The sequence below is a fragment of the Methylobacterium sp. A52T genome (genome assembly GCF_053346095.1).
On record NZ_JBKFBI010000169.1, the window covers coordinates 1 to 11,502 of the forward strand.

Annotated in this window: 10 protein-coding genes and 1 pseudogene; 2 read left to right on the plus strand and 9 right to left on the minus strand. The window is 70.8% G+C overall.

Annotated features, from left to right (window positions below; genetic code table 11):
- Positions 1–244: 244 nt before the first annotated feature.
- Positions 245–505 (minus strand): hypothetical protein, encoded by a 261-nt coding sequence (locus ACLBYE_RS26980; RefSeq protein ID WP_447696520.1) that lies wholly within the window; start codon positions 503–505, stop codon positions 245–247.
- Positions 506–942: 437 nt separating this feature from the next.
- The gene (locus ACLBYE_RS26985) at positions 943–1,272 is read right to left on the minus strand and encodes a CsbD family protein (RefSeq protein WP_447696521.1); all 330 of its coding nucleotides are present in this window, start codon (positions 1,270–1,272) and stop codon (positions 943–945) included.
- 418 nt (positions 1,273–1,690) lie between these two features.
- Between ACLBYE_RS26985 and ACLBYE_RS26990 the strand changes: the two genes are divergently transcribed.
- A complete protein-coding gene (locus ACLBYE_RS26990) occupies positions 1,691–3,547 on the plus strand; it encodes a M23 family metallopeptidase (RefSeq protein ID WP_447696522.1) in 1,857 nt (618 codons plus the stop codon).
- A 16-nt stretch (positions 3,548–3,563) separates the two neighbouring features.
- Here ACLBYE_RS26990 and ACLBYE_RS26995 read toward each other — a convergent pair whose 3' ends face one another.
- Positions 3,564–5,186: an adenylate/guanylate cyclase domain-containing protein gene (locus tag ACLBYE_RS26995; protein ID WP_447696523.1), complete on the minus strand. Its 1,623-nt coding sequence runs from the start codon at positions 5,184–5,186 to the stop codon at positions 3,564–3,566.
- A 389-nt stretch (positions 5,187–5,575) separates the two neighbouring features.
- Between ACLBYE_RS26995 and ACLBYE_RS27000 the strand changes: the two genes are divergently transcribed.
- Entirely contained in the window at positions 5,576–7,168 is a 1,593-nt protein-coding gene (locus ACLBYE_RS27000) for an FAD-dependent monooxygenase (RefSeq protein WP_447696524.1), read from the plus strand.
- 75 nt (positions 7,169–7,243) lie between these two features.
- On the opposite strand, the gene ACLBYE_RS27005 is transcribed toward ACLBYE_RS27000, so the two are convergent.
- The 6 genes and pseudogenes from ACLBYE_RS27005 to ACLBYE_RS27030 all read right to left on the minus strand — a co-directional run.
- Positions 7,244–7,960: an MOSC domain-containing protein gene (locus tag ACLBYE_RS27005; RefSeq protein WP_447696525.1), complete on the minus strand. Its 717-nt coding sequence runs from the start codon at positions 7,958–7,960 to the stop codon at positions 7,244–7,246.
- On the minus strand, positions 7,957–8,505 hold the full coding sequence (locus ACLBYE_RS27010) for a peroxiredoxin family protein (protein ID WP_447696526.1): 549 nt from the start codon (positions 8,503–8,505) through the stop codon (positions 7,957–7,959). Before ACLBYE_RS27010 ends, ACLBYE_RS27005 begins: the two co-directional genes overlap by 4 nt.
- Positions 8,506–8,575: 70 nt before the next feature.
- Positions 8,576–9,577 carry a catalase gene (locus ACLBYE_RS27015; RefSeq protein ID WP_447696527.1) on the minus strand — a complete coding sequence of 334 codons (1,002 nt, stop codon included), beginning with the start codon at positions 9,575–9,577 and terminating at the stop codon, positions 8,576–8,578.
- Positions 9,578–9,744: 167 nt separating this feature from the next.
- The gene (locus ACLBYE_RS27020; protein ID WP_447696528.1) at positions 9,745–10,464 is read right to left on the minus strand and encodes a hypothetical protein; all 720 of its coding nucleotides are present in this window, start codon (positions 10,462–10,464) and stop codon (positions 9,745–9,747) included.
- 14 nt (positions 10,465–10,478) lie between these two features.
- On the minus strand, positions 10,479–11,153 hold the full coding sequence (locus tag ACLBYE_RS27025; protein WP_447696529.1) for a MarR family winged helix-turn-helix transcriptional regulator: 675 nt from the start codon (positions 11,151–11,153) through the stop codon (positions 10,479–10,481).
- Positions 11,154–11,393: 240 nt separating this feature from the next.
- Positions 11,394–11,502, minus strand: a pseudogene (locus ACLBYE_RS27030) (IS5-like element ISMra2 family transposase); the annotation flags it as partial.

Here is an 11,502-nt window from a genome sequence, read left to right on the forward strand (position 1 = left end):
GGTGAGGGACGCGAAGGATCAGGACTGAACAGGCCGCCGATGCGCGTACAGGCCGCGACTCTTCCGGACTGTTCTCATCCCTCACCCTGTCCCTCTCCCGCACGGGAGAGGGGACCCGCGCCTCGTTTGGCACGGGCTCGCCGATCGCCTGCGTCCCAACCCGACCGGGAGCGGCTCTAGATCACGCCGCGGGCTGTCTAACGGAACCCGCGGCCCGCGGCGGAGGCCGCGCGGACCGGAGACGCTACCGGGACGTCGTCAGCAGCCGACCCGGCCGCAGCGGGTCCCAAACGCCTTCGAAGACGGGCTGCATCGCGTCGTTGAGCGACTGCACCTGGGAGACCGGCGACGGGGCCACCTTGGGTTGGATGCCGACGAGCGCGGCCGACACGCCGAGGAGGCCGATCACGCAGAGGCCGGCGATCGCCCAGCGCGGCGCACCCCAGGTGTGAAGCACGCCGGCCAGCGTGACGAAGATGGCAAATAGGCCGATAAACTGATGCATTAGACACCTCTCAGCGGTGTCTAGAGCGAAAATAGAGCCAAGAACTCTGTTCCATAACGGAACACAAGTTCTCAAAGGCGTCGATACTGGAGGCTCATTTCCGGACGTGGGCGTGGACCCTCGCAGGTCGCCGACACCCGCTGTCCCGGAAGGATCGGCCAGGCGGCGCAGATGGGCTTCCGACGGGCGTGGCGGCTGCGCGCGGCATGTGCCTGCACCCGCTCGAGCCGGTTCCGATCGATGTGCGACGGTTCGGAAGGACGACGGCGCCCGGTCGAGAACCCGCGCCATACCCCCTCTCCCGCGCGGGAGAGGGGGCGCACGCATGTCGCGGCACGGGCTCCGCCCTGGCCTCCGCGCCGACCCGATCGCGCGCGGCGCTCGCGGCCCCGCGATTCCGTCGACGCGAAGCCGACGGTGGCACGCGGTGCTCCGTGTCAGAGACGGCTGACGAGGAAACCGAGCCCGAAGCCGACGAGACCGGCCACGATCAGGGAGGCGTGCGGCCACTCGACGGATTTCTGATGACCTTCCCAGGCGGCGTGGCGGCTCCGGTCGTAGGCCTCGGCGGCGTGGTCCGAGACCTCGTCGGCCGCGTGCCGCACGGCGTCCTTGGCTTGGCCGTAGAGATTCTCGGCGGTGCCCTGCGCTTCGCGGAGGCGCCCCTCGAGGGCGTGACGGTCTGCGCCGACAGCGTCGCCGACCGCGCCCTGCACCTTCCCGCCGAGCGTGCGCGCGGCGCCCGTGATCCTGTCCGTGTCGACCATGGCAATGCTCTCCGACTGTGTCGCGGGAAGGTGCCGGAACCGGAGCGGTCGGACTCCCATCCCTCTGTGGCGACTGGGGCAACAGCAATGTGCGCCGGGCGTTCCCCGACTCCGCGGCGGCGTCCGGTCGAAACGATCGTGGGCGGTCGACGAATGCCCCGGCCGTCCTGCCCGCCGGTACCGCGCCCGACACGTGCGCCCCTTGAGCGGACGAGCGTCGCGCAGGGCGCAAGTCGCAGCCTCATTCAGGCCGCACTCACCGTCGAAGCGGCGAGCTTGAGCGTGAGGGGACCGGATGAACGAGGGCGGACGAGCACCGCACAGCGAGCTGCCCATTCTGCGCAGGTCCCTGTCGCTCAGCCCGGTCGCGGCACCGTCTCACGGAAGGACGACGCCGCTCGACCGGCGACGGCTGAACATGCGCTGGCTCTGCGCCAGCTGCCTGATCGCCACCTGCGGCGCGGCCCTCATGGGGGCGGCGCTCCGCATGTCCGTCGACACCGATCTCGCGCCGGCCGAGCCGACGTTCCGCCAGGGGCCCGCCCAGGTCGCGGAGGGGCAGGGGGTGGTCGGACAGCGCGGCGACCGCCTCGTGCGGCGCCAACTCGTCGCCTCGGACCGGGAGGAGTTCTCCGCGCCGGTGACCCACCAGGTCGGCGCCCGCGAGCTCATCCGGACCCAGCCCTTCGTGCGACTGGTCACGAGCCTGTCCTCCGGCGACGCGATCGACGGGCAGATCCCACCCTTCGATCCGACGCGCCAGCTCGCCGAGGACGGGGAGGTCGCCCCGGCCTCCGACGAGCCGGGGGACGATCCGTCCGGGACCACGGTCACGATCACGCGCTCCGCGCTCGCGGCCACGCCGGTGCCCGACGACGCGCCCGGCCTGAGCGACGAGGACGTCACGGCCCTCGTGGAGAGGCAGTGGGATGAGGCGCGAGAGACGGGGCCGCGGATCGCCGTGCCGCTCGCGCCGCAGCGGCTGCTCTCGCAGATCCTGACCGCCGCGCCGGCCGACGCCGCCTCGACCGCCGCCGGCGCCGATACGGGCCGCGACCCGTTCCACGCGATCGAGGTGCGGGTCGTCCCGGAGAACATCACGGACCTCGCCGAGACCCAGCCCGCCTCCGGCCTGAGCCTGACCGAGACGCGCGACGTCGTGCTCAAGCGCGGCGAGACTCTGGCCGACGCGCTGGCCGCGAACGGCGCCGAGCCGGCGCGCGTGACCGCCATCCTGGCCGCCTTCAGCGAGCATGCCCGCACCGGGCTGGCCGAGGGGCAGCACGTTGACCTGCTCCTCGTCCGGTCGCACGCCGGCGAGGCCGCGCGCCGGATCGCCCGGGTGACGCTCTACGGCGCAGGCGGTGTCGAGGAGATCGTCGCGGAACGGGATTCCGGCGGCTTCGTCACGGTGGCGCCGCCGTCGGCCCAGGTCGCGGCGTCGCGTTCAGGCGACGACGGCGACGGCGAGGGCTCGGGCGCCAGCCTGTACAGGAGCATCTACGAGGCGGTCCTGCGCAATGGCCTGCCCGGCATCCTGGCCGAGCGCATCGTCGGCATCTTCGCGTTCGGCCTGGACATGCAGCGCCGGATCGTCCCGTCCGACCGGCTGGAGGTGCTGTTCAGCCCGAGCGAGAAGGCGGGCGGCCCGCCGGAGGTGCGCTACGTCGCCCTGACGCTCGGCGGGGTGAAGCACCGCGCCTATCGCTTCGAGGCGCCCGAGGCCGGGACGGCGAGCTACTTCAGCGAGACGGGCAATTCGCTCCGCAAGTTCCTGATGCGCATGCCGATCGCCGACGGGCGGATCACATCGCCGTTCGGCACGCGCGTCCACCCGATCCTCCACTACGCCCGCTTCCACAACGGCGTCGATTGGGCCAACAAGGCCGGCACGCCGATCATGGCGACGGGCGACGGGACGGTGGCGTATGCGGGCCCGCGCGGCGGCTACGGCAACCGCGTCGAGATCCACCACGCCAACGGCTACGTGACGGCCTACAATCACCTGCAGCGGCTCGCGCACGGGGTTCAGGTCGGCGCGACCGTCCATCAGGGGCAGGTCATCGCCTACATGGGCTCGACCGGGCTCTCGACGGGACCCCACGTCCACTACGAGGTGAGCGTCGACGGGCGCTTTCTCGACCCGATGACGATCCGCCTGCCCGACAGCCAGGGCATTTCGCCCAGGCTGATGACGGCCTTCGAGCGGCAGGTCGCGGCCACGAACGCGCTCCGCCATCACGGCGCCCTGGCGATGTCGGCCCTGCCGCTCTGAGGCGGTCGCCCGGACCTCAAACGGCCGCGGAGGGCCGCGTGCCGTCGTCCGAGGGGGTGCCCGCCCCGGTCATCCGGCGGTCGACGGCGGCGAGCGTGTCGAGCAGGCGCTTCCGGAGCCGCGCCGCGCCCTCCATCTCCAGGGCGTCGACGTCGACGTAGAAGTCGATCCCCCGCGCGTGCTCGGAGAAGATCGTCTCCGGGGCCTCGGCGGTGAGGTCGCCCTCGATGGCGTAGGGGACGATCTCGCGGCTGATGCCCTTCATGCGGATCGGCTCCTGCGGGCTCGCCTGGACGATGTCGCTCACCAGCGCGTAGGTCTCGTAGCTCAGGGTGATGCCGCCCGGGACAGCGGCCGCCTGCAGGCGGGCGGCGAGGTTCGCCTCCGCGCCGATGATCGTGTAGTCCATCCGCTCGTCGCTGCCGAAATTGCCGACGTTGCAGTAGCCCGTGTTGATGCCGATCCGGGCCTGGAACGGGCGCTCGATGCCGGATCGCCGCCAGCGGGCATTGAGCTGGCCCAGACGCTTCTGCATCTCGATCGCCATCCGAACGCAGGCCTGCGCGTCCTCGCGGACGCCCCGGCTCTCGGGGTCGCCGAAGAAGACCAGCATCGCGTCGCCGATATACTTGTCCACCGTGCCGCCGTGCCTGACCGCTATGGCGGTCATCTCGGTCAGGTACTCGTTCAGCAGCGCGGTCAGCTCCTCGGGCTGCAGGCGCTCCGTGGTGGCGGTGAAGTCCTTGATGTCGGAGAAGAAGATCGTCAGCTTCTTGCGCTCGGTCGCCACCGACACGTCCCGCTCGCCGCTGAAGATGCTCTTGTAGACCTGGGGCGAGATGTACTTGGCGATCTGCACCGAGACCGACGCCAGGAACCCGTTCGATTCGGTCAGCTCCCTGTTCATCCGATCGATGAGGCGGGACTGGCGCGCCTGCAGCAGCAGGAAGGTGGTGCCGGCGAGCGCCGCCAGGATGAAGTAGCCCAGCAGGTACTTGAAGGCGAAGACGTTGGCGGCGATCGGCTGGTGCAGGACGATCTCCTGGATGCCGCGGACGTCGCCGACCTTCCAGTCAATCTTCGGGCTCAGGGGATGGGCGTTGTGGCAGCGAACACAGGCGGATTCCATGCGGATCGGCGCCGCGATCCGCACCTGCCGGTCGAAGATCGACCCCGTCGTCTCGCTGACGAAGCCGGTCTTGGGGTGCGCCCGGAGGTCCGCCAGGGCCTGGGTCTCGAAGCTGTCGAGATCGTGCGGCTTGCGGTCCTTGAACGGGAGATCGGAGACGAAGCGGTACTTCACCGCGCCGTCCCCGCCGCTGATCCGCTCGCCGAGTTCCAGGGAGAGCGTCGCGGGGATCGGGATCGCGTTCGGCACGCCCTTGTAATCGTGACGCGTCTCGACCCGGCCGGTCGCGGCGTTGACCGCCTGGACGACGTCGCTGGCGTAGAAGCTGCGCATCTGGTCGATGATCCGGCCGGTCTCGATCGCCTGCGTGGCGAGCATGCGCTCGGACAGGCCGCGCAGGTCGAGCCAGACCGCGACCGGCAGCCCCGCCAGGCCGAACAGGATCGCCGCCACCAGGAGCGGTCCCATGAACCGCTGCTGGCGCGCGACCGACTCGTCGAAACTCGACATCTCTCGTGACCCCGGGGCGCCAGGACAGGGCCCCATGCTGGGCAGCTCCATATACAGAGATGTCTTTCTAGAGAAGTGTTGACTTTTCGGACGCGCCTCAAACCGCAGTCTCAATGCAATGTCTGCGCGAACTATAGTCGACGAAATTAATCAACATGGGGATGTCGGCGCGCGCGCCGTCCGCCTTCGGCTCTCCGGAGCTCGCGCCGAGCCGCTGTCGCGGGATCGACGCATCGGCGTCGGTCTTTAGCGTCGCCTCCCGAGCCGTGCCTGCGGCGGATCCCGCGAACGGCGCCTATAGTCCGCGCGTCGACGGCGTGATTCCGGTCAGGATATCTCGGGATTGATCAGGCGCTGAGACGATTCGGGATCGGTCCGGGGTGGATGCGATGGCGGATGTACTGATCGTGGGGGCGGGTCCGGTCGGTCTGACGCTCGCCTGCGAACTCGCCCGGCACGGGGCGCGCTGCCGGATCGTCGACGCTGCGGCGCAGCCGTCGCCCTATTGCCGCGCGATCGGGGTCACCCCGCGCACGCTGGAAGTCTGGGAGGACATGGGCCTCGCGCGCGAGATGATCGACGCGGGTCTCTGGCTCACGGGCCTGCGCACGATCCTGCACGGCCAGCCGCCGGTCGACGCGGTGAGTCCGCCGCTCGATCTGCCCTACGCGTCGCTCGGTCTGCCCCAGTTCGAGACCGAGCGAGTCCTGAACCGCCACCTGGAGCGCTTCGGCGTCCGGGTCGAGCGCGGCCTGCGCCTGACGGCCCTGGAGCAGGACGCCACCGGTATCCGCGCGCATCTGCAGGAGGCGGACGGTGCGGTCGCGGAGGCGCACTTCCGCTACGTCGTCGGCTGCGACGGTGCCCACAGCACGGTCCGGCGCCAGCTCGGCATCGCGTTCGAGGGTGAGGCCTATCCCTGGCCCTTCATGCTCGGCGACGTGCACATCGCCTGGGACGTACCCTACGGCCTCGCGGTCCGGGCCCTGCGACTGAACGAGGACGCCCCGCCCGACATGTTCATCGCCATCCCGCTCCCCGAGCCGGGCCGCTACCGCGTCTCGATGCTCGCGCCGCAGCATCTGGTGCCGGCGGGCGGGTCGGATCACGGGATCCAGGCCGAGCTTCAGGGCCCGTCGCTGGCCGACCTGCAGGCCGTGGCCGACGATCTCCTGCCGGACGGCTCGCGCCTGTCGGACCTGCGCTGGTCGTCGGTGTACCGCATCAGCATGCGCCTCGCCGCCGCCTATCGGCGCGGCCGCTGCTTCCTGGCGGGCGACGCCGCCCACATCCACCCGCCGACCGGCGGGCAGGGGATGAATACCGGGATCCAGGACGCCTACAATCTGGCCTGGAAGCTCGCCCTGGTTCTTCGGGGCGCCAGTCCCGAGACCCTCCTCGACAGCTACGAGGGGGAGCGGCGCCCGGTGGGCGCGGAGGTGATCGCGCGGACCCGGACAGCGAGCGAGGGATACGGTCGGGAGCGCGGCGGCGCGCCGGACCGCCTCGCCGAGACGCAAATCCTCGTCAGCTATCGGAACACGGCCTGGATCGCCGACGACGCGACGGAGACGACGGAGGCCGGCCCGAGGCCCGGCGACCGGGCGCCCGACGTCAACGGGCTGGTCCGCGACGGGCTCGGTTTCCCGACGCGGCTCTTCGACGAATTGCGCGGTACCGAGCACGTCCTCCTCATCCACGCTGCCGGGATGTCGGACGCCGTGGCCGGCCCCGATCTGCCGATCTGGGCCCGCCAGCACCGTCCCCGCGTCCGGGTCGTCGTCATCGGCGGCGAGGTGCCCATCCCGGGCGTGACGGCGCTCGCCGATCCGACGGGGGCCTTCGGTCAGGCTTACGGCGCGGGGACCATGGCCTGCCTGATCCGGCCGGACGGGCACGTCGCCTGGCGCGGCCGGACGTGGCGCGAGCCCGGCCTGCACGCGCATCTCCGGCGCCTGTTCCCGTCGGCCGCCCCGCAATGAGCGCGCGCCGTGGCCGGCGGCCGACCGGCAGCACGGCCCGTCGTCCATGGCCCGTCCGCATCGACGCGCCCGCGTTCAGGCGCCCGGCCCGCCGTCCCGTCCGGTGACGCGCTTCGACCAGTCCTCGACCGCGCCGGTCCGCAAACGTCGGTGCAGGAGCAGGCGCCAGCTCTCCGCCAGTTCCGGGATCGCGCTCGCGGCCTGCAGCTCGGACCGGTTGCGCGTGTCGACGTAGAGGAGGTGAATCAGGCGCGCGAGCGACCAGTCCGGCCGCGGACGCGCCCGAAGCTCGATCCTGTCGCCGGGCTCGGCGACGCCGTCCTCGAGGACTCGCCAGTACCAGCCGGTCCGCCCCGTCCTCTGCACGGCGAGCGCCATCCCGGATCGTCCGAAGCGCCGGTCGAGCTTGAAGCAGGGCTGGCGCCCCTGGCTGACCTGCAGCAGCGCCGAGCCGAAGCGGGCGACGTCGCCGACGCAGACGTCGCGCTCCGTCCAGCCCGTCGTCGCGAGGTTCTCACCGAAGGCGCCCGGTGCGGAGAGCAGCGGATGATCGCCGATCTCGGAAGCCCAGGCGGCGTAATGGTCCTGCGGATACTGGTGGAGCGCCTTCTCGGGACCGCCATGGAAGCGGAGGTCGGCCTGGGCATCGCCCACGAGACCGGTCGCCGTGACCCGCCACGGCCCGGGAACGGGATTCTTGACGATGCCGCTCGGCGGACCGTCCGGTCCCAGCGGCGCGACCGGTCCGGCGAGGACGAGCGGGAGGATGGGTGGCAGGATCGGCGTCGTCATGGCCGCGTGTCGTCCGGCATCCGGCATCCGGATACGTCGCACCCGTCCGGCGCCATTGCCCCGCGCACCGATCCCGTGACCGGTTCCGCGATCAGCGAGCCCACCAGGATGCCGAGCGCGAGGTCGTCGACCTGCCCGAAGTCGTGTTCCCGGACCCGTCCGTCACGGTCGATGACGATCGTGGTCGGCGTTCCGCGCATGCCGTAGCGCCGCATCGTCTGCGGGATCGGCCCGTCGTCCTCGAGGAGGTCGACGGCGATCGGCAGGGTCAGACGATACTCGTGGATGAAGGCTTCGAGGGCGACTTCGGTCATGGCGGCATGATGCTCGGACACCGCGTGCAGGCCGATCACCGCGACCGCGCCGTTGCCGGCAAACATCCGGTGCAGCTTCTCGGCCTGCGGCGTGCCGTGCGCCACGCAGCCGGGGCACAGCATCTGGAACGCGTGCAGCACGACGACCGTGCCGCGCAGCGCGGCGAGGGAGAGCGGCGCGGGCGTGTTGAACCAGCGACCGGTCACGAGTTCGGGGGCCAGGATGGTCATGCCGCTTCTCCGGAGTTCGGGTCGTCGATGACGAGCGGCCGGGCAGCGGCAGCCGCCGGGCCGCGGAGGCTCACTGGGAGCGGAGGCCGAACGAGATCCCGTAGGCGGTGCGGCGCGCCGCGAAGATCTCGTCCTTCGGCGCGTCGATGCCGTCCGCCAGCTGTCCCGGGTCGAAGATGCCCTGGTCGCAGCTCTCGTTCGGCTCGATGCCGGTCACGGCGATCGTGCCGAGGGTGACCGCCTTCCGGTCGTCCTCGTTGGGCCACCGCTGGGTGATGTCGCCGTCGAGATCGTCGCCGGGACCGGCGAGCAGGGCCACGACGTCGAACGCCGCCGGGCCCCTCGACAGCTGCTCCCGCAGCGCGTCGGCCAGGAACTGTGCAGGCTTGCCCTTCGCCTCCTCGTCGCTGAGGGTGATCTCGCCGGCTCGGGGAGCGATCTTGAACTTGAAGGGCACGGCACGACCGTCCGCGTTCAGGCCCGTGAACGTGTGCACGCCCCAATAGACGACGCCGGCATAGCTGCCCGGGACAGGTTTGCCGGCGACGAAGGCCGCCTGGCGCGTGGTCTCTGGATTGGCCTTCGCGAAGGCCGCGATGGCCTCCGGATTCGGCTTGCCGTCGGGGCCGGGAACGCGGACCTGCAGGAACGCGAGCATCTGGTCGAGGCTCCGCGCGAAGTGGACCGGCGCGTTCTCGAACAGCAGATGGGTCTCGCCACCGTCCGACAGGAGCTTGATCGAGAAGCCGCGCAGAACGGTCCTGGTCGTGTCCGGCACCGACGGGTTGCCGCCGCCGACCGAGAACCGCCCGACGAGAGGCCAGGGCCGGGTGAAACTGATCGACCGCGTCACCTGTCCAACGTCGGCCGAGGGCGTGTAGGTGCCGCGGACGCACTGCCCTTTGGCGAAGGTCGGGCGCACGCCGGGCCGACTGCCGGCGACTGTGCGCAGAGCCTCCACCAGGTCCTGAGCATCGGCGGCGATCGCCCCTGTCGGCGGCGCGAGGAGCGCGAGAAGGATCCCGCTGAGGCGTGCCAGCGCCGCGATCCTCGGCGCGGTCGGCGCCCTCACGGGTCGGCGATCGATCACGTCTGCGCGCGGCGAGGGCCGGGCCGCGGCCGGGGGTGGATCGTCGAGGCGGGCATATGCCATGGTGACTCGTCCTTCTCTGATGCTCGGAGGGGGATCTTCCGGCGGTTCGGCGATGGCAGTCGCCGAACCGCTTCCTGTCGCGCGTCCTACTTCTGAGGGGTCACCTTGCCCGGCAGCGACAGGTTGCCCGAGGCGACCTTGAAGACGTCGCTGACGCAGAGCAGCGGCGCGTGCAGGTTGCCGTTCACCTTCAGGCCGGACGTCACCCCGTCGAACGAGGCACCCTTGATGCCGGTGATGAGCGAGACCGGGATCTCGACCTGAACCGTGTCGCCCCGGAAGGTGGTCGGGTAGTCCGGGCTGTCGATCAGGAGCGGGACCTTCGGCCAGGTCGGCGGAACCTTCGGCTTCGCGCCGTCCGGGATATCGACGACCTTCAGGCCGCCGCCGCAGGCCGCGTCCTTGGCGAGCACCACCCAGTGCGGGTGCCAGACATGGCGGTTCCTGGCACCGTAGGCCGCGTCGTCGAAATCGGGGTGGAAGGTGACGGCGAGCGCCACGATACCCTGAGCCTTGTCGAAGCCGATCGCGTCGCTGTCGAGGGTCGTCGGCCAGACGTAGGCGTAGACGCTCGAGCCCTCGAACTTGCCGGTGGCATCCGGCTTGTCCTTGCCCGCCTCGCCCCGGACACGGGTGGTGAAGATGGCGGTGTCGCCCCTGGTCGCGATCCTCGTCTCGACGATGTCGAACGACGCCAGGACAGCGGGATTCGGCTGCGCCCGGATGGGCTCGGCCGAGGCGCCGGTGGAGAGCGCGCACAGAGCCGCCGCCACGAGGCCAACGCCCCGTGCCTTGATCCTCGTCATGACGATGTGTCCTTTCAGGTCTCTCGTGGTGCTCGGAGGGGCGGCGATCCATTCGCGAAGGACGTCCAGGTGGCAGCCTGGACGTCGGGATCGGCCGCTTCATGCTCGCCGCAATCGAGCCGGAGATCCCGGCTCCCGATCGCGGCGTTCACGAAGGCGCAATGGTGGGGCTGGGCCTCGGCCGGATGGGCGTTCGGCCTGAAGTGGCGGCAGCTGACGCACATCCGTTGCACCGGGATGGCACCCGCCTGCTGCAGGGTCCGGATGAGCTTGATCTGGGTCAGGAGGAGATCCGCCTGCTCGGGCGGCGTCAGCCGCGCCAGGGCCGACATCACCTGTGACGTGGCCGCGGCGAGGGCGCGCCCGAGCGCGCGGCCTTCGTCGGTCAGGCGCACGATCACCGCGCGGGCATCCGTGGGATCGGGCGCGCGCGTCAGCAGGGCCTTGCGCGCGAGCGCGGCGAGCGTGTCGGCCATGCTCGGTGCCGAGACGGCCAGCTGCGCGGCGATCTCCTTCGCCCTCAGGCCGGCCGGGCGTCCCGCGAGCAGCGCCAGCACCTGCGCCTGTGTCGGATTCAGGCCCGCATCGCCCGCGGCCGCCCACAGATCGGCCCGCAGCACGATGGCGACGCGCTCGAAGCCCTCGCGCAGGCGGATTAGGACGGGATCTGGGTCGGCCGCGTGGTCCATGGATCGATAATTAGGATTCCTAAGTATTAGGGTCAAGGGGAGTGGCAACCGCCGCTCCGCACGCGCACCGCAGCTCTGGAACGGGCCATTGCTTGCGGAGGACGACCTCCGACGGCGACGGCTTCGTCCGGCACGATCGTCGGTCGCGGCGCCACAGGATCGGCGCCGACATCAGGACGAAGCTGCGCGCCAAACTGTCGGACCTTCGCCGCGATGAACGAGTAGGGCGTCTCTGCAAAGTCATCTGAGCCAGAGCATGGTCATGCCGAGCGTGACCATAGCGAGGTAGTTTGCGGCTCGCTTCTCGTAGCGGGTGGCGATGCGGCGATACTGCTTGAGCCGGCCGATC

Excerpts from the sequence above, each read along its gene's own strand:
- ACLBYE_RS27025 (WP_447696529.1), bottom strand. The coding sequence starts at position 11,153 with ATGGACCACGCGGCCGACCCAGATCCCGTCCTAATCCGCCTGCGCGAG.
- ACLBYE_RS26995 (WP_447696523.1), bottom strand. The coding sequence starts at position 5,186 with ATGTCGAGTTTCGACGAGTCGGTCGCGCGCCAGCAGCGGTTCATGGGA.
- ACLBYE_RS26985 (WP_447696521.1), bottom strand. The coding sequence starts at position 1,272 with ATGGTCGACACGGACAGGATCACGGGCGCCGCGCGCACGCTCGGCGGG.
- ACLBYE_RS26990 (WP_447696522.1), top strand. The coding sequence starts at position 1,691 with ATGCGCTGGCTCTGCGCCAGCTGCCTGATCGCCACCTGCGGCGCGGCC.
- ACLBYE_RS27010 (WP_447696526.1), bottom strand. The coding sequence starts at position 8,505 with ATGACCATCCTGGCCCCCGAACTCGTGACCGGTCGCTGGTTCAACACG.
- ACLBYE_RS27020 (WP_447696528.1), bottom strand. The coding sequence starts at position 10,464 with ATGACGAGGATCAAGGCACGGGGCGTTGGCCTCGTGGCGGCGGCTCTG.
- ACLBYE_RS27000 (WP_447696524.1), top strand. The coding sequence starts at position 5,576 with ATGGCGGATGTACTGATCGTGGGGGCGGGTCCGGTCGGTCTGACGCTC.
- ACLBYE_RS27005 (WP_447696525.1), bottom strand. The coding sequence starts at position 7,960 with ATGACGACGCCGATCCTGCCACCCATCCTCCCGCTCGTCCTCGCCGGA.
- ACLBYE_RS26980 (WP_447696520.1), bottom strand. The coding sequence starts at position 505 with ATGCATCAGTTTATCGGCCTATTTGCCATCTTCGTCACGCTGGCCGGC.